This is a genomic window from Actinoplanes sp. NPDC048967, from assembly GCF_040649415.1.
In the GTDB taxonomy this organism is placed as follows: Bacteria; Actinomycetota; Actinomycetes; order Mycobacteriales; family Micromonosporaceae; genus Actinoplanes.
In genome coordinates this window covers 632,961-657,135 of record NZ_JBEZFL010000001.1, presented here as the reverse complement: position 1 = coordinate 657,135, position 24,175 = coordinate 632,961, and the positions used below count along the sequence as shown (strand labels likewise).

Sequence of the window (24,175 nt, the reverse complement as noted above, 5' to 3'; positions counted from 1 at the left end):
GTGGTTGAACGGGCATGACCGCGCGTCCCCCCGTCAATTCCCGTGCGCTCCTAACACCTGTGACGATGCATCGACAGCACTAGATATTGATCGACTCGCTCGGTAGCGTCCTGTGTGCCGTCCGTGGCGGGGGCCCCGGAGGCACCGAAGGGGGATCACTGATGCGACGTAGCATCGCGACCGTCGGAGCACTCGTGCTCGGAATCGTCGCGCTCACTCCGGGCGCGACGCCGGCCGCTCCACTCCAATCCGATCCGGGGCTGAGCCCGGCCGACAAGGCTGCTGTCGACGCCGGTCTGCCGGTGGCCGCCAAGCCCAAGCCCGGCGCCAAGCCCGCCGGGGTCAACCCGTTCCTGGCGATCCTGCCCGACCCGGCCAAGGCCGACTACAGCGGTTGGGCCGCCTACATGAAGAAGCAGGCATCGGCCAAGGCCGCCGCCCGCCTCAAGGCCCTCGCCGCGGCACCGTCGTCGGCGGCGGCCAAGGCTGCCGCGGCCGCGGTGGTCGTCGACGAGGACGAGCCCGCGGGCACCCGCGGCTCCAACGAGGACCCCGCCTCCGCCCAGCTGATCAAGAACTTCGGCACCGGCAGCGGCCAGAACCCGGCCATCCGCATCCTCGGCGCGCTCACTCCCGAGAGCGTCACCCCCGCCGCCCGGGCCGCCACCCCGGAGGACGACGGGTCGATCCCGCTCGCCGGGGCCACCGGCATCGGCGCCGCCCGCCGGGCCATCGTCACCAGCGCCGAGATCGGTGACGGCCCGCACGGCTCCGCCGGTACGGGCACCAACGACTTCGACTTCTACTCGTTGCAGGCCACCGCCGGACAGGTGGTGACCGTGCAGACGGCCACCCCGACGGGCGCGCTGGACACGCTGGTCGCGCTGTACACGCCGGACGGCACGATCGTGGCCAGCAACGACGACGCGGCCGGCTCCTTCGACAGCCTGCTGCAGTACAAGGTCCCGGCCACGGGCACCTACTACGCGGTCGTCGCGGCGTACAGCGGGCTGCCGGCCGATCCGTTCGATCCGGCCAGCGGGGACGGCGGGGCCAGCGAGGGCCCGTACACCGTCACCATCTCGGCGGCCTCGGACGACCAGGACTTCTTCGCGATCAAGCTCAAGGCCGGTGACGTGCTCGGCGCCTCGGCCAAGGGCGCGCCGGCGTACCTGACGGTCTACGACACGAACCCGCGCGAGGTGCACGGGTCGGACCAGGACGCCACCTACATCTACCCGCCGTCCTCCCCGCTGCCCGGTGGCGGCAACGCGGCCACCGACTACGTGGCGACCAAGACCGGCTGGCACTACGTGGGCGTGGCCCGGGGTTCCGGCAGCTACGACATCACCGTCGAGGCTTACCGGCCGGTCCTGCAGGGGGCCAAGCCCGTACAGACGCTGTTCCTGGACTTCGACGGGGCCCGGGTCAACACCGGCGTCTTCGGCGGCACCGGGAACGTGACGCTCAGCCCGTTCTCCGCGTTCCTCGCCAAGTGGGGCATCCCGCGTGTGCAGGAGGACGAGGTGATCGACGCGGTGGTCGCGAGCGTCACCGAGAACATCAAGCAGGATCTGATCGCCAGCGGTCTCAACAGCAAGTTCCGGGTGAAGATCCTGAACAGCAAGGACCACGCGGACCCGTGGGGCCAGGCGAACGTGAGCCGCATCGTGGTCGGCGGCACGATCGACGAGTCCGGGGTCGAGACCATCGGCATCGCCCAGAGCATCGACCCGGGCAACTTCGAGACCGAGGAGACCGCCCTGGTGCTGCAGGACGTGCTCAGTGACCCGGCCGGTGGGCCGGCCTCGCTGAACACGTACCTGACCCCGGCCAGCGACCGGGTGGCCTTCGTCGGCCAGGCGGTGGGCAACGTGACCGCGCACGAGGCGGGTCACTTCTTCGGTGACTGGCACACCGACAACGCCGACGAGACGGCCAACCTGATGGACTCGGGTGGCGCCAACTTCGACGTGCTCTTCGGCGTCGGCCCGGACGGCGTCGGCGGTACGGCTGACGACGCGGACGTCGACTTCGGCGACAGCCAGTTCAGCCCGGCGGAAGGCTTCGTCGGCACGGAGGACACGCTGGGCCGGATCGTCTTCGGTCTGACCAGCTGACCCTCGGACACGGCAGGGGCGTCCCGGGCATCCGGGGCGCCCCCGCTCGCTGCCGGAATCAGTCCTTCATGGCGGTCTCGACGTCGGCGTGCAGCGACAGATAGTCGATGAGGCCGAGGGTGTCGAGCAGTCGCCGCAGGAAACCGGAGGGTGCCGCGAGCCGGACCCAGCCACCGCGTTCCATCGCGCGGCCGTGCGCCGTCACCAGGACGCCGACGCCCATGGAATCGCAGAAGTCGAGTCCCGACAGGTCGACGATGATGCGAGGGCTGGGACGTTCCACGAGGCGGCTGAGGTTGGCCTTCAGTGACGGCGCGGTGTCGATGTCCAGGGAGCCGCGCAATGTCAGAACGGCCGTGTTGGGCGGGTGGTGCGCGACCGAGACCTGCATGGCGGTGTCGCTTTCGTCGGGGGCGGGCAGGGGTCAGTCAGGTCAGTCAGGGGGTCGTGGCGGACAGGACAGGTGGGTGTCTCCACCCTAGGCGAGGACGCGCTCGGCGGCAGACTCAGCCCGGAGTACGTTGATCACGTGAGCATCGACAAGGGTGACGTCGCCCCGGACTTCGAACTACCCGACCAGCACGGCACGCCGCGGCGGCTGAGCACTCTGCTCGCCGACGGGCCGGTCGTGCTGTTCTTCTATCCGGCCGCGATGACCAGCGGCTGCACGGCCGAGGCCTGCAACTTCCGGGACCTGGGCGCCGAGTATGCCGAGGCCGGCGCGCAGCGGGTCGGTATCAGCCGGGACAAAGTGGACAAGCAGCGGCAGTTCGCCGAGCTGCACGGCTTCGACTACCCGCTGCTCTCCGACCCGGAGAACAGCGCGGCCGAGGCGTACGGGATCAAGCGCCGGCTGCCGCTCGGCCCGCTGAGCGTCAAGCGGGTCACCTTCGTGATCGACACCGACCGCACCGTGCTCGACGTCATCCACAGCGAGCGCGACATGAACGAGCACGCCGACCGGGCCCTCGAGGTCGTGAAGGCCCGATCGGCGCCCTGAATGCTCTACTTCATGGGTTTTCCGCCGCGGGTAGGCTCAGCTCGTCAGACGGCGTTGCGCCACTTGCGGCCGCTGCGGCCGATCAGGCGGTCGGCGTCCGTCGGGCCCCACGAGGCGGCCTCGTAGGTCGGGATCGGCGACATGTCGTTCTTCCAGTGCTCGATGATCGGGTCGACGATCCGCCAGCACTGCTCGACCTCATCGGTGCGGATGAACAGCGTGGGGTCGCCGAGCAGGGCGTCGAGCAGCAGCCGCTCGTAGGCCTCCGGCGACTCCTCCTTGAACGTCTGGTCGTACGAGAAGTCCATGCTCGCCGTGCGCACCCGGAACGAGTGACCCGGGACCTTGGCGCCGAAGCGCAGCGAGATGCCCTCGTTGGGCTGGATCCGCAGGATCAGCGCGTCCGCGTCCAGCTCGGTGAGCTGGTTGGTCGGGATCGGCAGGTGCGGCGGCCGCTGGAACTGCAGGGCGACCTCGGTCACCCGGGCGGGCAGCCGCTTACCGGTACGCACATAGAACGGCACCCCGGCCCAGCGCCAGTTGTCGACGTTGAGCCGCATGGCCGCGTACGTCTCCGTGCGGGACAGCGGGTCGACGCCGACCTCGTCGCGATAGCCGGCCATCAGGTCCTCGCGGGTGCCGCCACGGGTGTACTGGCCGCGGACCGCCAGGTCGGCGATGTCGCGGTCGGTGGGCAGCCGGATCGCCTGCAGCAGCTTGACCTTCTCGTTGCGCAGCCCCTCGGCGTCGAACGAGGCGGGCGGCTCCATCAGCGCCAGGGCCAGCACCTGGAGCACGTGGTTCTGCACGATGTCGCGCATCGCGCCGGCGTGCTCGTAGAAGCCGCCGCGGGTGCCGACGCCGAGGGTCTCGGCCACGGTGATCTGCACGTGGTCGACCCACGAGCGGTTCCAGATGGGCTGGAAGATCGCGTTGGCGAAGCGCAGGGCGAGCACGTTCTGGACGGTGTCCTTGCCCAGGTAGTGGTCGATGCGGAAGACCTGGGGCTCGTCGAACGCGGCGTGCACGATGCCGTCGAGCTCGTGCGCGGTGCGCAGGTCGTTGCCGTACGGCTTCTCGATGACGAGCCGGGCGAACGAGCCCTCGCGCGCGTGGTTGAGCCCCGCGCCGGCCAGCCCGTTGATCACCGGCTGGAACGCCTCGGCGGGCGTCGAGAGGTAGAAGATCCGGTTGCCCGCGGTGCCACGGGTGGCGTCGAGCTCGTCGAGCACCTCGGCCAGCCGCTTGTAGGTCTCCGGGTTGTCGTAGCCGCCGGAGACGTAGCGGATGCCGCCGCCCTGCAGCTGCGGCTTGTCGGCGAGGCTGCGGCCGCCGAGCGCGCTCTCGGCGAACTGGTGGTCCTCCATGGCCGTGCGGGCGACGCCGACCAGGGCGAACTCGCCGGGCAGCCGGTTGTGCCGGGCCAGGCTCTCCACGGCCGGCAGCAGCTTGCGCCGGGTGAGGTCGCCGGACGCGCCGAAGATCACCAGAGTGGCGGGCGGGGCGTTGCGGTCCTGTGCGAGCTGGGGAACGGTGTCCATCGTCAGGTCTTCCTCCGACCGCGTACGTGAGCTTCCGTGAGAACTTTACGCAGCGCGGGCTCCCACCGGATCAAACCGGTACGCCGATGCGACCAGGCCCATAGCCGCGAAAGTGGCAAACTGGGGAGTAAGGTGCCAATCGGCAGAGGGAGATTGCTCGTGAAGTACCGGCTCGTGACCCGCAGCGACTTCGACGGGTTGGTCTGCGCCGTCCTGCTGCGTGTGCTCGACATGATCGACGAGATCACCTTCGTGCATCCGAAGGACGTGCAGGACGGCGTGGTCGACATCACCGAGCGTGACATCTTGACCAACCTGCCCTTCGCTCCGGGCGCTCACATGGTGTTCGACCACCACCATTCGGAGACGTTGCGTAACAAGGGTGACCGTTCGAACCACGTCATCGACCCGGACGCGCCGTCGGCCGCCCGGGTGATCTACGACTACTTCGGCGGCGCGGAACGCTTCCCGGAGATCTCCGACGAGCTGATGCGCGCCGTCGACCAGGCGGATTCGGCCGATTACGCGCTGGACGACATCCTCGACCCGCAGGGCTGGACGCTGCTCAACTTCCTCATGGACAGCCGCACCGGGCTGGGCCGCTTCCGAGAGTTCCGGATCTCGAACTACCAGCTGATGATGCTGCTGATCGACGCCTGCCTGCAGCTGCAGTCGGTCGACGAGATCCTGGAGCTGCCGGACGTCCGCGAGCGCGCCGAGCTCTACCGCGACTGCTCGGCGATGTTCGTGGAGCAGCTGCGCCGGGTCAGCCACCTCGACGGCGACGTGGTGGTGGTCGACCTGCGCGAGGAGGAGACGATCCACGCGGGCAACCGCTTCATGGTCTACGCCCTCTACCCGGAGTCCCGCGTCTCGATCCACATCATCTGGGGCCGCCAGAAACTCAACACGGTCTTCGCCTGCGGCAAATCAATCCTCGACCGCACCTCACCCGTCGACATCGGCGAAGTCATGCTCCGCTACGGCGGCGGCGGCCACCAAGCAGCAGGAACCTGCCAGATCCCCCACGAAAACTCAGAACGAGTGCTCCAGGAGATCATCAACGCCCTCAAGACCCCGCGCCCGGTCTCGGTTTAACCGCGACGAAAGTCGGATTTGCGCCGTCGGTGTCGAGGGCGCCGGAAATGACTAGGCGCCTTTTTGCCGTGGTCATTTCCGGTGACCTCGACACCGACCTCGTGGGCGCAAATCCCGCCGAGCCGAAGGCGAGGCCATCAAACAGAGCCATTTAATACAGCGGGGCGGGAAGCCGAACCTTCCCGCCCCGCCAAGTTGCAGGTCGTGGGTCTTGCCCTGGACCCCACCCGCCGGTCGTGTTCCGCGCCCCACGCGCATCAGCACGACACACCCGCGCCCACCTGCGCGGGACGTCTGTCACTCGGTCGGGCCGTCCTTGTAGCTCCAGGACGTGACCCGGGGCGTCTTGGCCGCGCCGACGAGTTCCTTGTCGTCCGCCTCGGTCTCGGGCTCTTCGGTCGTGGCGGCTCCGGCCGGGCGGCGGCGCGAGCGCAGCACCGCGACGGCGCCGGCGGCTGCGGCCAGTGCGGCGACGACCCAGCCGGCGATGGTCCAGAAGCCGGGTCCGTCGTTGGCGTCGATCAGGGCGGCGAAGGTGGCCGCGTCGGCGTCTCCGGTGTCGCTGGTGCCCGTACCGTTGTGTCCGCCGGAGTGGGGTGCCGCTTGCTGGCCGGGCGCCGCCGGGGTGAGGGAGAGCACGACCGGCGGCAGGGCAGCGCCCTGGGCCGGGTCGGCGTAGGTCGCCTGGAGGGTGAAGCTCATCTGGGCGGAGGCCGGCATCGGGCCCATCGCGACCGGCAGGTCGGCCGATGCGCCGGGGGCGAGCGCCTTGCCGGGCATCGCGGTCCAGGTGATGTCCGCGGCGGTCTCGGCGATCGCTTCGCCGTGGATGCCGTCCATCGGGGTGGCCAGCGACCTGGTCGTGATCAGCGGCGCCCAGTCGTCCACCGAGAGCGGGTAGGCCTCGGCGACCGGCAGTTCGGCCGGCAGCATCAGCTTGACCTTGGTGATCGGGCTCCGGGCGGTGTTCGTCACCTTGAACGTCACGTTGGTGCCGCTGCCCTGCGGTGCGCTGGGCGGGCTGACCGTGACGTCCGCGGCGGCGGGGGATGCCGCGCCGAGCACACCCGCGGCGACGGCGGCGGCCAGTACGCCCGCCCGGCGGTGCTTCTCGAGGTTCCTCACGAGGGGTAGTTCGGCTGGGACGCGTCAATGGTTCAACCGTGCCGGACTTTCTTTTCGGAGAGTTCGGCATGATGGTCGGCATGCGTGACGTGGCCATCAACAGCGACATGATCAGACTCGGACAGTTTCTCAAACTGGCCGACCTCATCGACACCGGCGGGGAGGCGAAGATCCTGATCGGGTCGGGGGACGTGACGGTCAACGGGGAGGTCGACACCCGGCGCGGGCGGCAGTTGCGGCCGGGGGACGTGGTGGTCGTGCAGGGACGGTCGGCCCGGGTCGCCTGAGGACCTCCGGGCAACTTCGATACTCATATATGCAGCACTGTGTGACCAGTGGTTGACATCCTGTCGATCACAGGCATCTACTGAGTCCGGTGTTACCGGCGTCACAGATGCCGGAGTCCGATCCGCCTCGCCGGGGAGGCTCCATGTCTCGTGCACATGTCCGCGCGGTTCTCTCGGGGGCCGCCGCAGCCCTGCTGGCCGTGTCGCTCGCGGGATGCGCGGGCTGGGGTGGTGACAGTGCCGGCTCCGGCGGGGCGAACAGCATCGACGTGCTGATGGTGAACAACCCGCAGATGATCGACCTGCAGCGGCTCACCGAGGCCAACTTCACCCGGCAGACCGGCATCAGCGTCAACTTCACGGTGCTGCCGGAGAACGACGTCCGGGACAAGATCAGCCAGGAGTTCTCCAGCCAGGCCGGCCAGTACGACGTGGCCTCGCTGAGCAACTTCGAGATCCCGATCTACGCCAAGAGCAAGTGGATCGCCCCGCTGGACGACTACGTCGCGGCCGACAGCGCGTTCAACCAGGCGGACATCCTGCCGCCGATGACCAAGTCGCTGACCGCCGACGACGGCAAGCTCTACGGCGAGCCGTTCTACGGTGAGTCCTCGTTCCTGATGTACCGCAAGGACGTGCTGGACGCCCAGGGCATCCAGATGCCCGCGAAGCCGACGTGGCAGCAGGTGGCGGACATCGCCGCGCAGGTCGACGGCAAGCAGCCCGGGATGGCCGGCATCTGCCTGCGCGGCCAGCCGGGCTGGGGCCAGGTCTTCGCGCCGCTGACGACGGTGGTGAACACGTTCGGCGGCACCTGGTTCGACGCGGACTGGAACGCCCGGGTCGACGCGCCCGAGTTCAAGCAGGCCACCCAGTTCTACGTGGACCTGGTGCGCGCGCACGGCGAGGTCGGCGCCCCGCAGGCCGGTTTCACCGAGTGCCTGAACAACCTGGTGCAGGGCAACGCCGCGATGTGGTACGACGCGACCAGCGCCGCGGGCACGCTGGAGGCGGCGGACTCCCCGGTCAAGGGCAAGATCGGGTACGTCGCCGCGCCGGTCGTCAAGACGCCGAGCTCGGGCTGGCTGTACGCGTGGTCGTGGAGCATCCAGCAGGCGAGCGAGAAGAAGGACAACGCCTGGAAGTTCATCTCCTGGGCCTCCAGCAAGCAGTACGAGGAACTCGTCGGCGGTCAGCTGGGCTGGTCCAAGGTGCCGGCCGGCAAGCGTGCCTCGACCTACTCCAACCCGGACTACCTCAAGGAGGCGTCGGCGTTCGCCGAGCCGACCGAGCAGGCCATCTCCAGCGCGGACCCGCGCAATCCCGGTGTGCAGCCGCGCCCGGCGCTCGGCATCCAGTTCGTCGACATCCCGGAGTTCACCGACCTCGGCACCCAGGTCTCGCAGTACGTCAGCTCCGCCATCGCCGGGCAGATGACCGTCGACGAGGCGCTGAAACGGGGTCAACGGCTGGCCGACGACGTCGCGGAACGGTACCGATCGCGCGAGAACGGCTGAAGGGGGCGACAGCGATGACATCCGTGGCCGAGAAAACGGGATCCGGCACGACCGGTCTGACGCCCACGCCGCCCGGTGCGGCGCGCCGGGCCGCCGGCTGGGCCCGGCGGGCGCCGCTGCTGCCCGCGCTCATCTTCATGATCGTGGTGACCCAGCTGCCGTTCGTGGCGACGCTGGTCATCTCGTTCATGGACTGGAACGCCTATTACCCCGACGAGCGCGGGTTCGCCGGCTTCGACAACTTCCGGCGGGTCTTCACCGACGTCAACATGCGTGACGCGGTCTGGACGACGATCCTGCTGACCGTCGGCGTGGTGCTGATCAGCCTGGTCCTCGGGCTCGGCATCGCGCTGCTGCTGGACCGCAAGTTCCGGGGCCGGGGCGCGGTCCGGACGATGATGATCGCCCCGTTCCTGGTGGTGCCCGTGGCCGCCGCCCTGCTCTGGAAGCACGCGCTCTACAACCCCGAGTACGGCCTCTTCAACGGCGCGCTGACCTGGGTCTGGGGGCTTTTCGGCTCCGACAACCCGCCGCAGCCCGACTGGATCAGCAACATGCCGCTGTGGTCGGTGATCTTCGCCCTGGTCTGGCAGTGGACCCCGTTCATGATGCTGATCCTGCTGGCCGGCCTGCAGGGACGCCCGCTCGACGTCGTCGAGGCCGCCCGCATCGACGGGGCCAGCGGCTGGCAGATCTTCCGCAGCATGACGCTGCCGCACCTGCGCCAGTACCTCGAGCTCGGCGCGCTGCTCGGCTCCATCTACATCGTGCAGAACTTCGACGCGGTCTTCACCATCACGTCCGGCGGCCTCGGTACGGCGAACCTGCCGTACACGATCTACCAGATCTTCTACCAGGCCCACGACTACGGCCGGGCGTCCGCCGCCGCCGTCGTGGTCGTGATCGGCACGATCATCATCGCGACGTTCGCCCTGCGGACGGTCTCGTCGCTGTTCAAGGAGGACCCGGGCCGATGACCACCACCTTGACCCGCACCGCGCCCAGCCACCAGGCCGTACCGAAGAAGAAGGACCGCGGCGGGCCGTGGCTGTCGCTGCTCGCCTGGGTGGTCGGCCTGCTGTTCGTGCTGCCCGTCGTCTGGATGGTGCTGACCTCCTTCCACAGCGAGGCCGACGCCGCCACCAACCCGCCCGCCGTGGCCGCCCCGCTGACCCTGGAGGGCTACCGCGAGTTCTTCTCCGGCGGCGCGAGCCCGTGGCCGCCGTTGCTCAACTCGCTGACCGCCAGCGTCATCTCGACCCTGCTGGTGCTGCTGCTGTCGTTCCCGGCCGCGTACGCGTTGTCGATCAAGCCGGTCAAGAAGTGGACCGACGTCCTGTTCTTCTTCCTGTCGACCAAGATGCTGCCCGTCGTCGCCGGCCTCCTGCCGCTGTACCTGTTCGCGCAGAACACCGGCCTGCTGGACAACATCTGGCTGCTGATCGTCTTCTACACCTCGATGAACCTGCCCATCGCGGTCTGGATGATGCGCTCGTTCCTGTCCGAGGTGCCGGTGGAGATGCTCGAGGCCGCCTCGATGGACGGCGCCGGTCTGGCCAAGACGTTGCGCTCGGTCATCGCGCCGGTGGTCATGCCCGGCATCGCCGCGACCGCGCTGATCTGCTTCATCTTCAGCTGGAACGAGCTGCTCTTCGCCCGGGTGCTGACGGCCACCGTGGCGGAGACCTCCCCGGTGTTCCTGACCAGCTTCGTCACCAGCCAGGGCCTGTTCCTGGCCCAGCTCTGCGCGGCGGCCTTCGTGGTTTCGTTGCCTGTGCTCGTGGCCGGCTTCGCGGCCCAGGACAAGCTCGTGCAGGGCCTGTCCCTGGGCTCGGTCAAGTAGCCGCCCCTGATCCACACTCCGCCCCGATAGAGGTGACCGGCCCCGCCCCCCGGGGCCGGTCACTGCGTCCCGGACCGAATTTTTTCCCCGAAAGGGGTAGGAACCGGTGCGCCCCGGGGTACGTCTGACCGCCTATGACCAGACTTCGCGGCTCGTGGACGGCCGCTGCCGCCGTGACCTTGTTCCTGCTCAGCGCCTGTGCCCAGCCGACCGCCGCCGGCGCCCCGAGCACCGGCGCGTCGCCGGACAGCTCCTCGGCCCCCGCCACCGGCGGCGACGGCGACGCGCTGGTGCTGCGGGTCTCCTCCGCCGGCGGCTTCGTGCCCCCGAGCGCGATCGTCGGCCGGCTCCCCGAGACCAGCGTGTACGCCGACGGCCGGGTGATCTTCAACGGCCCGGTCACCCTGAGCTATCCCGGCCCCGCCCTGCCCAACCTGCAGTGGGGCACCATCTCCCCGGCCACCCTGCAACAGCTGCTCGACAAGGCCGTCGCGGCCGGCGTCAAGCCCGGCACCGACTTCGGCCAGCCCGGGGTCGCCGACGCGCCGACCACTGAGGTCACCGTCGTGACCGCGGCGGGGGAGCGGACCGTCGGCGCGGTGGCCCTGCGCGAGGCCCGGCCGGACGACCCGCAGCTCACCAAGGCCCAGCAGCAGGCCCGGACGAAGCTGCGCACGTTCGTCGACGAGCTCGGCGACCTGACCACCGAGCTGATGACCGGCGGACCCCAGCAGTACAAGCCGGAGGTCATCGCCGGGATCGTGCAGCCGTACGTGGAGCCCGCGGATCAGCCCGGACGTCCCCGGACGGTGGCATGGCCCGGCCCCGCGCTGCCGGGCGAGCCGCTGAACCCCGATCTGAAGCTCAGCTGCGTGACCGCCACCGGCGAGCAGCGCGACGCCGTGCTCGCCGCGGCCAAGGACGCCACCGCCACCACCCCCTGGGTCTGGGCGGACAACGGCTGGTCGGTGCTGCTGCGCCCGCTGCTGCCGGACGAGGCGGGCTGCGCCGACCTGAAGGCGGGCCGATGACCCCGATCGGCGAGCCGTTCGACCCGTCGCCGGTCCGGCGGCCGGCCCCGCACGAGGCGGACAGCAGCGGGCCGGGACAGGCGACGCCCGTCCCGGCCCGCGCGGCCTGCCGGCCCTGGCTTACTGCACCCCGAGCAGATCCACCACGAAGATGAGGGTCTCGTTCGGCTTGATCACGCCACCGGCGCCGCGAGCGCCGTAGCCGAGGTGCGGGGGGATGGTCAGCTTGCGGCGGCCGCCGACACGCATGCCGACCACCCCCTGGTCCCATCCGCCGATGACCTGACCGGCGCCCAGGCCGAAGTCGAACGCCTCGCCCCGGTTGTACGACGCGTCGAACTCCTTGCCCGAGGAGAACGCGACCCCCACGTAGTGGACGGTGACCTGGTGGCCCGGCTTGGCCTCGTCGCCGTCACCGACGACCAGATCCTCCACGACCAGCTCGGCCGGCGGCTCACCCACGATGGGGCCGACGTCGGGCTTCTCCATGTGTCCTCCTGATTTGTGTGACTGCATGGCCATGCAACCACAGCGGGAGGTTTTTCCGGGCAGCGCCACCCACGGTGGTGAACGACTGAGCGCTCATCTCCGTACTGTTCGCCGGGAGGCCGGCCACCGCCGCACCCCGCGAGCACGAGGAGAAGGCATGACCGTCGTACGCCGTACCGCTGCGCTGATCCTGGCCGGTGGGATCGCCGCGGCCACGACACTGCTCCCGGCCGCACCCGCGCTCGCGCACGGCGCGCCGACCCAGCCGCTCAGCCGTACCGCGGCGTGCGCCGCCGGCGGCGAACAGGCGGGCTCGGCGGCGTGCAAGGCGGCGCTGGCGGCGAACGGGCGGTCCTTCGGCAACTTCGACAACGTGCGGGTGCCGAACGTGAACGGCAAGGACAAGCAGTTCATCCCGGACGGCAACCTGTGCAGCGGTGACCTGCCGGAATTCCAGGGCCTGGACCTGCCCCGCGCGGACTGGCCGACGACGAAGCTGGCCGCGGGCAGCACGCTGACCATCAAATACCGGGCCACGATCCCGCACCAGGGCACCTTCCGGGTCTACCTGACCAAGCCGGGCTATGACCCGAAGCAGCCGCTGGGCTGGGACGACCTGGGCAGCAAGCCGATCTTGACGGTGCAGGACCCGCCGCTGCGCTCCGGCGCCTACCGGATGAGCGCCGAGCTGCCCGCCGACCGTACGGGACGGCACGTGCTCTACACGGTCTGGCAGACCTCCAGCACCCCGGACACCTATTACTCGTGCTCGGATCTGCAGCTCAAGGCCCCGGCGACGGTCGCCACGACCAAGCCCGGCAAGGCCGCCGCGGCGCCGAGGCCGAAGGTGTCCCGCTCGGCCGAGCCCGGAGTGGTGGCCTCGCCCCAGGAGGCGGCCGGACCGGCCGCCGCGGGGGTGCCGCAGCAGAGCGACGACACCTGGCTGCGCCCGGCGGCGCAGTCGCAGGACACGCTGGACCGGGTGGCCCTGGGACACCAGATCATCATCGCGGCCCTGATCGTGATCGCGGGCGTGCTGGCCGCCGCCGGCTTCAAGCGGCTCCGCCGCCGGTAGCCCTCGCACGGCCCGCTGGCGCCTACCCGGCGTTCGATAGCGTGGGCGGCGATGACGAGTAGAGTGCGGTGGCTGAGTGCCGGAATTGTCCTGCTGACCGTGATCACGGGGTGCGCAGACACTCCCACGCCGCGCGCCTTGTCGTCCACTCCGCCTTCGCCCCCGGCCTCACTCAGCGCGGCGCCCGTGCCCAGCGCACCGCCGAGTCCGAGTCCGCAGGGCTGCGCCGACACCGTTCTGGCCGGGCTGTCCCCGGCCGAGCGCGCCGGCCAGGTGCTCATGATCGGCACCCCGGTCGGCGACCCGCGTGAGCTCGGTGACGTGGTCGCCCGGCATGATCTCGGCGGGGTCTTCCTGGCCGGGCGCAGCTCCCGGTCCGCCGCGGGCCTGCGCGCCGACATCACCGCCCTGCAACGCCGGGCCGGGACGCCGCTGCTGGTCGCGCTCGACCAGGAGGGCGGCAGCGTGCAGACCCTCAAGGGCCGCGACTTCCCGCTGATCCCCTCGGCGCAGCGGCTCGGTGCCGGCCCTCCGGCCAAGCTGCGCGGCACTGTGCGCGACACCGCCCAGCGCCTCGCCGGGATCGGCGTGACGGTCAACCTGGCGCCCGTCGCGGACACGGTCCCGGCCAAGCTGGGGGAGGGCAACCCACCCATCGGCGGCTTCCACCGCCAGTACGGCTCCGACCCGGACGCGGTCGCGGCGGACATCGCCACGGTGGTGTCGGCCTCGCAGGGCGCCGAGGTGCTGACCATCCTCAAGCACTTCCCCGGGCTGGGCCGGGTCCGCGCCAACACCGACACCGCCGTCCGGGTCGTCGACAACACGACCACGGCCGACGACCCGTACCTGAAGCCGTTCGTGGCCGGGATCAAGGCGGGATCGGCCGGGGTGATGATCTCCTCCGCGACGTACCCGAAGATCGACGGCTCGTCCATCGCGGCGTATTCCCAGCCGATCGTCACCGGCCTGCTGCGCGAGAAGCTCGGCTACACCGGGCTGGTGATGTCGGACGACCTCGGCGCGGCCGACTCGGCGTCGTCGCTGCCCGCCGGCGAGCGCGCGGTGCGGTTCGTGGCCGCGGGCGGCGACCTGGCGCTGACGATCCGGCCGCAGGACGCGGCCCCGATGTCGGCATCGCTGATCGCGGAGGCCCGCACGTCACCGGCGTTCGCGACCCGGCTGACCGACGCGGCCCGCCACGTGCTGCGGGCCAAGGACCGGGCCGGCCTGCTGACCTGCTGATCCGTACCGGATCCGCGCTGCGGTGTTGACCTGGAGCGCGCTCCAGGTCCTAACGTCTTCGACATGCAGACGATCGAACTGGGCACCACCGGGCAGCAGGTCAGCCGGCTCGCGCTCGGTGCCATGCAGATGGGCAACGCCACGAACGAGCAGGACTCGGTGCACATCCTGGACCGGTACCTCGAGGTCGGCGGGTCGTTCATCGACACCGCCGACTGCTACGAGTGGTGGGCGAGGCGGGACAGCCGGGGCGGGGAGAGCGAGGAACTGCTGGGCCGCTGGCTGCGCCAGGGCGGGCGGCGCGACCAGGTGTTCCTGGCCACCAAGGGCAGCGGGCTGCCGGCGTACTCGCCGGAGCTGTGGGCGGCCGACGGCACCGCGAACTGGGACCTGGCCCGGCGCACCTACGCCGGCGCGGGCGGCGACACACTGCGGCATGCCCTCGACGGCAGCCTGCGGCGGCTCGGCACCGACCACGTCGACCTCTACTACGTGCACGTCGACGACCGGGCCACCCCGCTCGAGGAGACCCTGGAGGCCCTGGCCGGCCTCGTGCAGGCCGGGAAGATCCGGTACCTGGGCTGGTCGAACGTGCGGACCTGGCGGCTGGAGCGGATCCGGCAGCTGTGCGACCGGTACGGCTGGCCGGCTCCGGTGGCGCTGCAACAGCAGCACACGTACCTGCGGCCGCGGCCCGGCACCGACAGTGTGTCCATCGTCGGGGCGGAGCAGCTGGATTACCTCGATGCGCACGAGGACCTGACGCTGGTGGCGTACTCGCCGATCCTCAAGGGGATCTACGACGACCCGGCCAAGCGGGCCGGGCACTGGGCCATGGAGGCGTACGCCGGGCCGGACACCGACGCGCGCCTCGCCGTACTGGCCGAGGTGGCCGCCGAGGTGGGCGTCACGCCGAACCAGCTCGTCCTGGCGTGGCTGGTGCAGCAGCCCTCACCGCGGACGATTCCGCTGGTCGGGCCGCGGACGCCGGAACAGTTCGAGGCGGCGCTGCCGGCCCTGGACGTCAAGCTCGGCGAGGACCAGCTTCGTCGGCTGAACGCCGCGGGCTAGTGCGGCAACGGCCCTGGGCTCAGCTCAGGCTCCACCTCTGGTTGAGACCCGACCCGCACGTCCACAGCACGATCTTCGTTGCGTTGGCGGTGGCTGCGTTGTAGGCGTCCAGGCACAGACCGGATGCGGCGCTGGTGATCGTGCCGTCGCTGTTGACGTTCCACCGCTGATTGCTCTGGCCGTTGCAGTCCCAGATGACCGCCCGCGTGCCGTTGGTGGTGCCGCCGTTGTACGCGTCCAGGCACTTGTTGCCGTAGATGGTGAGCTGACCGGCGGAGGTGTGGGTCCAGGACTGGTTGCTCTGGGCGTTGCAGTCCCACAGCTGCGCCTGGGTGCCGTTCGTGGTGCTGGAGTTGTTGATGTCCAGGCACCGACCGGACTGCCGCCCCACGATCGTCGTGGTGGTGGCGCTCGGCCCTTCCGTGCCGGTGACGGTGAGCAGTACGGACTGCTTGGCCGGCACGCTGGCGGTGTAGCCGGTGGCGAAGGACCCGCGGTCGGTGGCCGTCCACGGGTCCCGCACGGATGCCGGGCCGGTCAGCCCCAGCGCCGACCAGCGGGCCGTGACGGTGGCGGTGGCACCGGTGCGGTTGAGCAGCAGGACCGCCCGTTTTCCCGTACCGGTGAGCGGTTTGCTGTAGACCTGCAGCCCGGGGGTGTCCTCCGCGACCTTCGTGCCCTGCCGGCCGAGCGGATCCTGGTCGATCGCGATGACTTCCCGGTTGGTCAGGATGGCGCGGGTCTCCGCGTCCATGGTGGCGATGTTGTTACCGGCCAGCAGGGGCGCCCCGGAGATCGCCCACAGGCCCAGATGGCTGCGGTTCTGCGCCGCGGTGAAGTCCGGCATGCCGACGACGAGCATGTCGGGGTCGTTGTAGTGGCCGGGCCGCTGGGCGGTGGGATGCTGTGCGGAGTCGAAGTTGGCCAGGACCCGGTCCGTCGACGCCTTCTCGCCGTAGTAGATGATGTCCTGGCTCGTGCGCCACATCGTCGATATGCCGGGGGCCCAGTTCCACGGGTTGCCGTTTCCCCAGCTGCAGATCGAGAACGCCATGGGCCGGCCGGTCTGCGCCGTGGCGCGGGCGATGGACTCGCTGATCTGCGTGTAGGCGGTCTGCGGGTTGAGTCCCTCGGCGTTGCCGCCGCACCAGTCCACCTTGACGAAGTCGAAGCCCCACCGGGAGAACTGCAGGAAATCCTGGTCGTAGTGACCTTCGCTGCCCGAGCCGGGCGCGGCGGGGCGCCCGGTCGGGTAGTAGTAGCCGCACCCGTCGCGGCCGGCGTCGGTGTAGATGCCCGCCTTGAGGCCCTTGCTGTGGATGTAGGCGGCGATGGCGGCCATCCCGCCGGGCCACTCCGCGGTGTCCACAGTGATGTTGCCGGCCGAGTCCCGGGTGCCCTGCCACCAGCCCTCGTCGATGTTGACGTACTGGTAGCCGGCGTCCTTGAGCCCGGCGGAGACGATGGCGTCGACCTGGGTCCTGATCACGTTGTAGTCGATCTTCGCGGCGAACGTGTTCCAGGACGCCCAGCCCATCGGGGGCGTGGCCACCACGTCGTTCGGCGCGGCCGCCGCGGGTTCCCCGCTGGTCACCAAGGCCGTGGCCACCAGCATCGAGATCAACAAGCCACCGAGAAGGCGCTTGGCCGTACCGCTCGGGTTCAGCATGCGAATCCCCTCGATGCCGGTGACCGTATCAATCGACGAACGCCGATAGAGTCAATGTGACCGTTAACATAATGCGCGTCGGGGCGACGTGCAAGGACACGTTTCGATACCCGGGCGCGGCAAGGGAGCTGACCTGCGTAACGCCGCCGTCTCTTCTTCAGGCCTCAAGCCTTGGGCCGGAAGCTGTCGAAGATCAGTTGCAGGTCGTCCCGGTCGGCCTTCCAGCGGGCGTCGCTGGTCTCCCACCAGAGGCCGTACGCCTGCTTCTTCGAGGTGATGAAGCCGCGGTTGTTGACATGGCGACGGTTGCTGCCGTTGAAGGTGAACTCCCAGTCGGCGGCCTTCAGCCAGTACTTCACCGGGACGATCTTGATCTCCTTGTAGCCCGGGAAGTCACCGATGGACACCCGGTACTCGGCCTTGCCCTGCCAGTCGGCCACCGGGTTCCACTGGGGGCGGTCGGTCTGGTCGATGCCGAGGACGTGACCCTTGCCGTCGCGGAAGTAGACGATCGAGCCCTTCTTCGACCTCGACCAGCCCTCGGGGACGTAGACCCGGAAACCGGTGGGGTCGCGGTAGTCACGCCAGCCGTCGGGCAGCGGCGGCCGGGCCACCGGGTCCCCGGCCCGGCCGGTGGGCGCGCTGCTGGCCGGGGTGGCGCTCGGGGCGGGGGCTGACCCGCCCGGTACGCCGCCCGGGTCCGTCGATGCGGTGCCCGGCCCGGTCACACCGGGACCGGCACTGGCCTGGGCGGATGCTGTAGGCGCGACGGTGGGGGCCGTTCGGGGGGTCCCGTCGCTGTCGTCGTGCAGGGCCCACCAAGTGGTGCCCGCGCCGGCCAGGACCACGGCGGCTACTCCCGCGGCCAGCAGAGACCGTCGCCGCGGGGGAGCGGTTCTCGGGCCGGGTACCGGCGCGGTACCGCGCGGGGGAGCGGTCTCCGCCTCCGGCTCGGCTTCGGTGGTCGGCCTGGCCTCAGTGACAGGCGCGGCCTTGGTGGCGGGCGCGGCTTCCGTGATCGGCGCGGCCTTGGTGGCGGGCGCGGCCTTGGTGGCGGGCGCGGGCTTGGTGGCGGGCTCGGCTTCGGTGGCGGGCTCGGCCTTGGTGATGGGCGCGGACGCAAGCTCGGTGTCGGTGATGGGCGCGGACGCAAGCTCGGTCTCGGTGATGGTCTCGGCCTCGGGAACCCGCTGCCGGGGCACGGCCGACGCCGGGGCCAGCGCCGGGGCTGCCGCTGAATCCGGTGTGGGTCGCGTGTCCGGTATCGCCGTGGGTGCGGGCGGCGCGTCGCGTGTCGCCGCAGGCGCGGGTGTCGCGGTGGGTGCGGGTGGCGGGTCTGGTGTCGCGGTGGGTGCCGGTTTCGCCGCCGGAGCCGGGGCGGGCGCAGGAGCTGGGGCGGGCGCCGGTGCCGGGGCAGGCGACGCAGGCGCGGCCGTTACCCGGGCCGGCGTGTTGCGGTCGCGGTCACGCCAGCCGCTCCAGGGCCACCGCGGGCGCGGAGGAGCCGCCGTTTCGCCGCTCGCGACCTCTTCCAGCAGCTCCCGGGCCTCTTCCAGGTCGATCCGCGCGGCTGGGTCCTTGCGCAGCAGCCCTTCGAGGACCGGCGCCAGCACCCCGGCGTGCCCGGCCGGGGCCGGCTCGTCGGAGGCCACCGCGGTCAGCGTCTCGAACACCGACCCCCGCTCGTACGGCGAGTGCCCCTCCACCGCCGTGTACAGCGTCGCGCCCAGCGACCACAGGTCCGAGGCGGGCAGGGTGGTGCCGTCGCGGACCCGCTCGGGCGACATGTACTGCGGGGAGCCCAGCACCATGTTCGAGCTGGTCACGATGCCGTCGCCCTCGATGGTGGCGATGCCGAAGTCGGTGAGCACCACCCGGCCGTCGTCGCCCAGCAGCACGTTGGCCGGCTTGACGTCGCGGTGCCGGACGCCGGCCCGGTGCGAGGCGTCGAGGGCGTTCAGCACGGCCAGGCCGATCTCGGCGACCCGGCGCGGCTCCAGCGGGCCCTCCTGGTCGATGACCTCTTTCAGCGAGCGCGACTTCACGTACTCCATCACGATCCAGGTGGCGCCGTCCGCCGCGATGACGTCGTACACCTGGGCCGCGTTGGGGTGGCTGATCCGGGCCGCCGCCCGGGCCTCGCGCAGCGTGCGCTGCTGCACGGCGTCGCGGTCGGCCTCGGCGATGTCGTCCGGCGGCACGATCTCCTTGATCGCGACGTCCCGGTCGAGCACCTCGTCGCGGGCCAGGAAGACCCGGCCCATGCCGCCGACGCCGAGCGTCTCACCCAGCCGGTAACGACTGGCGACGACGACCGGGCCCACTGTCATGACACCGCCATACCCGATGACAGCACCGGCCACTCCTGCCGTACGGGGTTAGGATGCGGCATGGACGAGCTGTCGCTGCTCGACACCACCGGGATCCTGCGCCAGCCGTGGATCCGGCCCGACCGGACCAGTGCGGGTCTGGGCTGGTCCGGGCTCTACGTGTCCACCCAGCGCGAGCAGCCGTACCGGGCCGCCTTCGATGCCGCCCGCAGCCACCTCGTCATCCTGCACCTCAACGGGCCGGTCACCGTCCGCCGCGGGCATCTGGGGCTGACCAGCGCGCGCACGGTCGCCCCGGGCGGCTTCTTCGTGCACCCGGCCGGCAAGGACCTGACCGTGGAGCTGGGCGGACCGCTCGACACCGTGCACGTGTACCTCGACGATGACGCGTTGCAGCAGGGGCAGGACGGGTCGCCGGTCACGCTGGCCGAGGAGCTGGGCGTGGCCGATCCGCTGCTGGAGCAGCTGGTGCTGGCGCTGGACTCGGTGTTGCGGCAGTGGGAGCCGTCCGCGCGTACCTATGTGGATCAGGTCGCCGGGCTGCTGGCCGCGCAGCTGGCCCGCCGGCACGGCACCCGGCGGCCGTCGGCCGGTCCGGACGAGCGGCGCCGGCCGGCCGGGCTCAGCGAGCGGCAGCTGGCCCGGGTGCGGGAGCTGCTCACCGAACGGCTCGGCGAGCCGGTGCCGCTGGCCGACATGGCCGCGGCGGCCGGGCTGAGCGTCAGCCACTTCTCCCGGCAGTTCAAGGCCCGCGTCGGCCAGGCCCCCCACCAGTACCTGCTGCGCCTGCGGCTCGACACCGCGTGCCGGCTGCTGCGCACCGGCACCATGCCGATCGCCGCGGTCGCCGACCGCTGCGGCTTCACCCACCAGGAACATCTCACCCGGGTGATGCGCCGGCATCTGCACACCACCCCCGCGGCGGTACGGCGCGACGGTTGAACGAGCCATCGTTTCGTGCAGCGACGCGATGGTTCTGTGCAGGAAACAACGGCGCAACCGTGGGAGGTTCGCACCATGACGTCCTTCGCGTACTCGTCCGGCCCGGCCCGGGTCGTGTTCGGGCCCGGGGTGCTGGACCAGCTGCCGGAGGAGGTACGCCGCCTCGGCCGCAGCCGGGTGCTGGTGGTCTCCGGCGCGGGCACGGCCGACGCCGCCGCGCGGGCGGCCGCGAGCCTCGGTCCGCTGCTCGCCGGGCACTTCGCCGGAGCCGCGATGCACACCCCGGTCGATGTCACCCGGGAGGCGCTGGAGCTGGCCCGCGGCCTCGGCGCGGACTGCCTGGTCTCGGTGGGCGGCGGCTCGGCCACCGGGCTGGGCAAGGCGCTGTCGGTACGCGCCGGGCTGCCGCAGATCGCCGTGCCCAGCACGTACGCCGGTTCCGAGGTCACCCCGGTGCTCGGCGAGACCGATGAGACCGGCAAGACCACCCGCTCGGCGCCGGAGATCCTCCCCGAGACCGTCCTGTACGACGTGCAGCTGACTCTCGGCCTGCCGGTGCCGCTCTCGGTCACCAGCGGGGTCAACGCGATGGCGCACGCGGTGGAGGCCCTGTACTCCCCGGACGCGAACCCGGCGACCGGCGCGCTGGCGCAACGGGCGATCACTCTGCTGGCCCGCGCGCTGCCCGGCATCGTCGCCGATCCCGGTGATCTCGGCGCCCGTTCGGACGCCCTGACCGGGGCCTGGCTGGCCGGCATCTGCCTGGGCACCGTACGGATGGGGCTGCACCACAAGCTCTGCCACCTGCTCGGCGGCTCGTACGGGCTGCCCCACGCGCCCACCCACACGGTCATGTTGCCGCAGGTCATGGCCCACCAGGCGGCGGCCGCCCCGGAGGCGATGCGGGTGGTGGCCGAGGCGCTCAACGTCCGCGACGCGCCCTCCGGCCTGTACGACCTGATCACCTCGTGGGGCGGCCCGACCTCACTGCGCGAGTTGGGCATGGCCGTCGGTGACCTGGACGAGGCGGCGCGACGGGTGGACGCCGACGGGGTCCGGGCGCTGCTCGGGGCCGCGTACGAGGGCACCCGCCCGCCCGGACCCGCCGCCGTGCCGGACTTCAGCGCCCTGACCGGCCAGGTCCTGGCCAGTTTCGCCGCGACGCCCGATCCGCGGGTCCGCACTCTGGTCACCGACCTGGTCCGGGTCCTGCACGACTACACCAACCGCAACGACCTCAGCCAGCAGGAGTGGGAGTACGCCGTCGACTTCCTCACCCGCACCGGCCAGCTCTGTTCGCCCACCCGCCAGGAGTTCGTGCTGCTCTCCGACACCCTCGGCGTGTCGAGCATGGTCGACCTGCTGAGCAACTCGCGTACCCCGCGGACCACGCCGTCGGCCGTGCTCGGGCCGTTCTACGTGCCCGGGCCGCCGCCGGAGCCGCTCGGCGCGGACATCGCCGGCGGCCTGCCCGGCACGCCGCTGTGGGCCGACGTGCTGATCGCCGACGTCGCGGGCCGGCCGGTGGCCGGGGCGGTGGTCGACGTCTGGCAGTCCAACGACGACGGCTTCTACGACGTGCAGCTGCCCGAGCAGGCCGGACCGGTGCTGCGGGCCCGGTTCACCAGCGGCGACGACGGCCGGGTGCGCTTCTGGTCGATCCTGCCGTCGGAGTACCCGATCCCGGACGACGGCCCGGTCGGGCAGATGCTCGCGGCGACCGGCCGCCACCAGTACCGGGCGCCGCACCTGCACTTCATGATCAGCGCGCCGGGCTACCGCCGGCTGGTCACCCAGCTGTTCGTGGCCGGCGGCGCCTACCTGGACTCCGACACCGTGTTCGGGGTCAAGGACGACCTGATCGTCGACTTCGCGCCCGGCTCCGGTCCTCCGCCGGACGGTCGCGCGGTCGCGGAATGGCACCAGGTGTCGTACACCTTCCGGATCGCCGAGGAGAAGCCGTGACAGACGTGGTCGAGACCGACGTGCTCATCGTCGGCAGCGGGCCGGCCGGCGGTGCGGCGGCGATGCTGCTCAGCACGTACGGCGTGCCGAACATCATGGTCACCAAGTACAGCCGGCTGGCCGACACGCCCCGCGCGCACATCACCAACCAGCGCACGATGGAGGTGCTGCGCGACGCCGGCCTCGAGGAGCAGGTGGTCGCCCTGGCCACGCCGCAGCACCTGATGGGCCAGACGCCGTTCGTGTCCGCGCTCGACGGCGAGGAGCTGGGCCGGCTGCACACCTGGTACACCCACCCGTCCCGGCAGGCCGACCACGACCTGGCCTCGCCCACGGCGATGTGCGACATGCCCCAGCACCTGATGGAGCCGGTGCTGGCCGGCGCCGCCACCGCCCGCGGCACCCACCTGCGCTACGACACCGAATACCTGTCCCTGACCCAGGACGACGACGGCGTCACCGCGACCGTGCGCGACCGGCTGCGCGGCGACGAGTACCGGATCCGCGCGAAGTACCTGATCGGCGCCGACGGCGGGCGCAGCAAGGTCGCCGAGGACATCGGCCTGCCGATGGCCGGCCGGATGGGCGTCGCCGGCAGCATCAACATCGTCTTCGAGGCCGACCTGACCCGCTACGTCGCGCACCGGCCCAGCACCCTCTACTGGGTGCTGCAGACCGGCGCCGACGTCGGCGGCATCGGGATGGGCCTGGTGCGCTGCGTCCGGCCGTGGCACGAGTGGCTGATCGTCTGGGGCTACGACATCGACGGCGAGCCGCCGGACCTCACCGACGCGTACGCCCGGCAGATCGCCCACCAGCTCATCGGCGACGACACCGTGCCGGTCACCATCAAGTCGTCGTCGGCCTGGACGGTCAACCACCTGTACGCCGAGCGTTACCACCAGGGCCGGGTGTTCTGCGCCGGCGACGCGGTGCACCGGCACCCGCCGTCGAACGGGCTGGGCTCCAACACCTCGATCCAGGACGCGTACAACCTGGCCTGGAAGCTGAAGCTGGTGCTGTCCGGGGCGGCCGGGCCGGGGTTGCTGGAGTCGTACAGCGCGGAGCGGGCGCCGGTCGGCGCGCAGATCGTGGCCCGGGCCAACCGCAGCATCGGCGAGACCGGCCGCATCTTCCAGGCGCTGGGCCTGCTCTCGACCGAGGACCCGGACCAGATGCGGGCGAACATGGACGCGCGCAAGCTCCCCGGTGAGGCCCCGGAGAAACAGCGCCAGCTGCTGCGCGAGGCGATCGCCTTCAAGGACTACGAGTTCAACACCCACGGCGTCGAGCTGGACCAGCGCTACCGCTCGGCGGCGGTCGTCGGCGACGGTACGCAGGCACCGGCCAACCCCCGCGACGAGGAACTGTTCCACCACCCGACGACCTGGCCCGGCGCCAAGGTGCCGCACGCCTGGCTGGGCCACGGCTCCGCGCGGATCTCCACCCTCGACGTGGGCGGTCACGGCCGGTTCACGCTGCTGACCGGCATCGGCGGCGAGCCGTGGGTCGCCGCGGCGGCCACGCTCGCCGGCGCGCTGGGGGTCCCGCTGACCGCGGCGACGATCGGCCCGGGGGCCGACTACGAGGACCTGTACGGCGACTGGGCCCGCCTGCGCGAAGTCGGCGACACCGGCTGCGTGCTGCTGCGCCCGGACAACTACGTGGCGTTCCGCAGCCCGGGCCTGCCCGGCGATCCGGCGGCGGTGCTCGAAGCGGCCCTGCGGGCGGTCCTCGCCCGGCGCTGACCGCTGCGTACCCGCACCGGTTCGGCCGCGAGCAGGGTGACGACCAGGAAAGTCGTGGTACAGGTGAGGGTCCCGGCCG

Annotated in this window: 20 protein-coding genes; 14 read left to right on the top strand and 6 right to left on the bottom strand. The window is 71.1% G+C overall.

The window, feature by feature from the left end; all coding sequences use genetic code 11:
- Positions 1–161 precede the first annotated feature (161 nt).
- A complete protein-coding gene (locus AB0C12_RS03130; protein WP_360543570.1) occupies positions 162–2,120 on the top strand; it encodes a PPC domain-containing protein in 1,959 nt (652 codons plus the stop codon).
- A 58-nt stretch (positions 2,121–2,178) separates the two neighbouring features.
- Here AB0C12_RS03130 and AB0C12_RS03125 read toward each other — a convergent pair whose 3' ends face one another.
- Positions 2,179–2,511 (bottom strand): STAS domain-containing protein, encoded by a 333-nt coding sequence (locus AB0C12_RS03125; RefSeq protein WP_212989343.1) that lies wholly within the window; start codon positions 2,509–2,511, stop codon positions 2,179–2,181.
- Positions 2,512–2,649: 138 nt separating this feature from the next.
- On the opposite strand from AB0C12_RS03125, the gene AB0C12_RS03120 reads away from it, so the two are divergent.
- The gene (locus tag AB0C12_RS03120; protein ID WP_360543567.1) at positions 2,650–3,120 is read left to right on the top strand and encodes a peroxiredoxin; all 471 of its coding nucleotides are present in this window, start codon (positions 2,650–2,652) and stop codon (positions 3,118–3,120) included.
- A 44-nt stretch (positions 3,121–3,164) separates the two neighbouring features.
- Here AB0C12_RS03120 and zwf read toward each other — a convergent pair whose 3' ends face one another.
- Complete coding sequence (zwf, locus tag AB0C12_RS03115) at positions 3,165–4,661, bottom strand: glucose-6-phosphate dehydrogenase (protein WP_360543565.1); 1,497 nt, start codon at positions 4,659–4,661, stop codon at positions 3,165–3,167.
- Positions 4,662–4,820: 159 nt separating this feature from the next.
- On the opposite strand from zwf, the gene AB0C12_RS03110 reads away from it, so the two are divergent.
- Positions 4,821–5,759 carry an exopolyphosphatase gene (locus AB0C12_RS03110; RefSeq protein WP_360543563.1) on the top strand — a complete coding sequence of 313 codons (939 nt, stop codon included), beginning with the start codon at positions 4,821–4,823 and terminating at the stop codon, positions 5,757–5,759.
- Positions 5,760–6,056: 297 nt separating this feature from the next.
- Here AB0C12_RS03110 and AB0C12_RS03105 read toward each other — a convergent pair whose 3' ends face one another.
- A complete protein-coding gene (locus AB0C12_RS03105) occupies positions 6,057–6,884 on the bottom strand; it encodes a DUF1775 domain-containing protein (protein ID WP_360543561.1) in 828 nt (275 codons plus the stop codon).
- Between the two features lie 80 nt (positions 6,885–6,964).
- Between AB0C12_RS03105 and AB0C12_RS03100 the strand changes: the two genes are divergently transcribed.
- The 5 genes from AB0C12_RS03100 (at position 6,965) to AB0C12_RS03080 (ending at position 11,562) form a co-directional block, all read left to right on the top strand.
- Positions 6,965–7,171 carry an RNA-binding S4 domain-containing protein gene (locus AB0C12_RS03100; RefSeq protein ID WP_360544912.1) on the top strand — a complete coding sequence of 69 codons (207 nt, stop codon included), beginning with the start codon at positions 6,965–6,967 and terminating at the stop codon, positions 7,169–7,171.
- Between the two features lie 143 nt (positions 7,172–7,314).
- Positions 7,315–8,688 (top strand): sugar ABC transporter substrate-binding protein, encoded by a 1,374-nt coding sequence (locus AB0C12_RS03095; RefSeq protein WP_360543559.1) that lies wholly within the window; start codon positions 7,315–7,317, stop codon positions 8,686–8,688.
- A gap of 14 nt (positions 8,689–8,702) precedes the next feature.
- Positions 8,703–9,665: a sugar ABC transporter permease gene (locus AB0C12_RS03090; protein WP_360543557.1), complete on the top strand. Its 963-nt coding sequence runs from the start codon at positions 8,703–8,705 to the stop codon at positions 9,663–9,665.
- On the top strand, positions 9,662–10,531 hold the full coding sequence (locus tag AB0C12_RS03085) for a carbohydrate ABC transporter permease (protein WP_360543556.1): 870 nt from the start codon (positions 9,662–9,664) through the stop codon (positions 10,529–10,531). Before AB0C12_RS03090 ends, AB0C12_RS03085 begins: the two co-directional genes overlap by 4 nt.
- A 134-nt stretch (positions 10,532–10,665) precedes the next feature.
- Positions 10,666–11,562: a hypothetical protein gene (locus AB0C12_RS03080; protein ID WP_360543554.1), complete on the top strand. Its 897-nt coding sequence runs from the start codon at positions 10,666–10,668 to the stop codon at positions 11,560–11,562.
- A 120-nt stretch (positions 11,563–11,682) separates the two neighbouring features.
- Here AB0C12_RS03080 and AB0C12_RS03075 read toward each other — a convergent pair whose 3' ends face one another.
- Positions 11,683–12,051, bottom strand: coding sequence for an FKBP-type peptidyl-prolyl cis-trans isomerase (locus tag AB0C12_RS03075; RefSeq protein ID WP_360543552.1), 369 nt, complete (start codon positions 12,049–12,051; stop codon positions 11,683–11,685).
- A 157-nt stretch (positions 12,052–12,208) separates the two neighbouring features.
- On the opposite strand from AB0C12_RS03075, the gene AB0C12_RS03070 reads away from it, so the two are divergent.
- From AB0C12_RS03070 to AB0C12_RS03060, 3 genes are all read left to right on the top strand, one after another.
- A complete protein-coding gene (locus AB0C12_RS03070; RefSeq protein ID WP_360543550.1) occupies positions 12,209–13,126 on the top strand; it encodes a lytic polysaccharide monooxygenase in 918 nt (305 codons plus the stop codon).
- A gap of 186 nt (positions 13,127–13,312) precedes the next feature.
- On the top strand, positions 13,313–14,371 hold the full coding sequence (locus tag AB0C12_RS03065; RefSeq protein ID WP_360543548.1) for a glycoside hydrolase family 3 N-terminal domain-containing protein: 1,059 nt from the start codon (positions 13,313–13,315) through the stop codon (positions 14,369–14,371).
- Positions 14,372–14,434: 63 nt separating this feature from the next.
- The gene (locus tag AB0C12_RS03060; protein WP_360543546.1) at positions 14,435–15,442 is read left to right on the top strand and encodes an aldo/keto reductase; all 1,008 of its coding nucleotides are present in this window, start codon (positions 14,435–14,437) and stop codon (positions 15,440–15,442) included.
- Between the two features lie 19 nt (positions 15,443–15,461).
- Here AB0C12_RS03060 and AB0C12_RS03055 read toward each other — a convergent pair whose 3' ends face one another.
- Positions 15,462–17,111, bottom strand: a complete 1,650-nt coding sequence (locus tag AB0C12_RS03055) for an RICIN domain-containing protein (protein ID WP_360543544.1) — start codon at positions 17,109–17,111, stop codon at positions 15,462–15,464.
- Positions 17,112–17,275: 164 nt separating this feature from the next.
- Positions 17,276–19,441, bottom strand: coding sequence for a protein kinase (locus tag AB0C12_RS03050; protein ID WP_360543542.1), 2,166 nt, complete (start codon positions 19,439–19,441; stop codon positions 17,276–17,278).
- Between the two features lie 60 nt (positions 19,442–19,501).
- On the opposite strand from AB0C12_RS03050, the gene AB0C12_RS03045 reads away from it, so the two are divergent.
- The 3 genes from AB0C12_RS03045 (at position 19,502) to AB0C12_RS03035 (ending at position 24,096) form a co-directional block, all read left to right on the top strand.
- A complete protein-coding gene (locus tag AB0C12_RS03045) occupies positions 19,502–20,383 on the top strand; it encodes an AraC family transcriptional regulator (protein ID WP_360543540.1) in 882 nt (293 codons plus the stop codon).
- A 75-nt stretch (positions 20,384–20,458) separates the two neighbouring features.
- The gene (locus AB0C12_RS03040; protein WP_360543538.1) at positions 20,459–22,348 is read left to right on the top strand and encodes a maleylacetate reductase and hydroxyquinol 1,2-dioxygenase domain-containing protein; all 1,890 of its coding nucleotides are present in this window, start codon (positions 20,459–20,461) and stop codon (positions 22,346–22,348) included.
- The gene (locus tag AB0C12_RS03035) at positions 22,345–24,096 is read left to right on the top strand and encodes an FAD-dependent monooxygenase (RefSeq protein WP_360543536.1); all 1,752 of its coding nucleotides are present in this window, start codon (positions 22,345–22,347) and stop codon (positions 24,094–24,096) included. Before AB0C12_RS03040 ends, AB0C12_RS03035 begins: the two co-directional genes overlap by 4 nt.
- The last annotated feature ends 79 nt before the right edge of the window (positions 24,097–24,175 follow it).

What these genes read in the sequence shown, in the direction of transcription:
- AB0C12_RS03080 (WP_360543554.1), top strand. Translation starts at nt 10,666, where the DNA reads ATGACCAGACTTCGCGGCTCGTGGACGGCCGCTGCCGCCGTGACCTTG.
- AB0C12_RS03130 (WP_360543570.1), top strand. Translation starts at nt 162, where the DNA reads ATGCGACGTAGCATCGCGACCGTCGGAGCACTCGTGCTCGGAATCGTC.
- AB0C12_RS03090 (WP_360543557.1), top strand. Translation starts at nt 8,703, where the DNA reads ATGACATCCGTGGCCGAGAAAACGGGATCCGGCACGACCGGTCTGACG.
- AB0C12_RS03085 (WP_360543556.1), top strand. Translation starts at nt 9,662, where the DNA reads ATGACCACCACCTTGACCCGCACCGCGCCCAGCCACCAGGCCGTACCG.
- AB0C12_RS03045 (WP_360543540.1), top strand. Translation starts at nt 19,502, where the DNA reads ATGGACGAGCTGTCGCTGCTCGACACCACCGGGATCCTGCGCCAGCCG.
- AB0C12_RS03095 (WP_360543559.1), top strand. Translation starts at nt 7,315, where the DNA reads ATGTCTCGTGCACATGTCCGCGCGGTTCTCTCGGGGGCCGCCGCAGCC.
- AB0C12_RS03125 (WP_212989343.1), bottom strand. Translation starts at nt 2,511, where the DNA reads ATGCAGGTCTCGGTCGCGCACCACCCGCCCAACACGGCCGTTCTGACA.
- AB0C12_RS03055 (WP_360543544.1), bottom strand. Translation starts at nt 17,111, where the DNA reads ATGCTGAACCCGAGCGGTACGGCCAAGCGCCTTCTCGGTGGCTTGTTG.
- AB0C12_RS03060 (WP_360543546.1), top strand. Translation starts at nt 14,435, where the DNA reads ATGCAGACGATCGAACTGGGCACCACCGGGCAGCAGGTCAGCCGGCTC.
- AB0C12_RS03100 (WP_360544912.1), top strand. Translation starts at nt 6,965, where the DNA reads ATGCGTGACGTGGCCATCAACAGCGACATGATCAGACTCGGACAGTTT.
- AB0C12_RS03075 (WP_360543552.1), bottom strand. Translation starts at nt 12,051, where the DNA reads ATGGAGAAGCCCGACGTCGGCCCCATCGTGGGTGAGCCGCCGGCCGAG.
- AB0C12_RS03040 (WP_360543538.1), top strand. Translation starts at nt 20,459, where the DNA reads ATGACGTCCTTCGCGTACTCGTCCGGCCCGGCCCGGGTCGTGTTCGGG.
- AB0C12_RS03070 (WP_360543550.1), top strand. Translation starts at nt 12,209, where the DNA reads ATGACCGTCGTACGCCGTACCGCTGCGCTGATCCTGGCCGGTGGGATC.
- AB0C12_RS03050 (WP_360543542.1), bottom strand. Translation starts at nt 19,441, where the DNA reads ATGACAGTGGGCCCGGTCGTCGTCGCCAGTCGTTACCGGCTGGGTGAG.
- zwf (WP_360543565.1), bottom strand. Translation starts at nt 4,661, where the DNA reads ATGGACACCGTTCCCCAGCTCGCACAGGACCGCAACGCCCCGCCCGCC.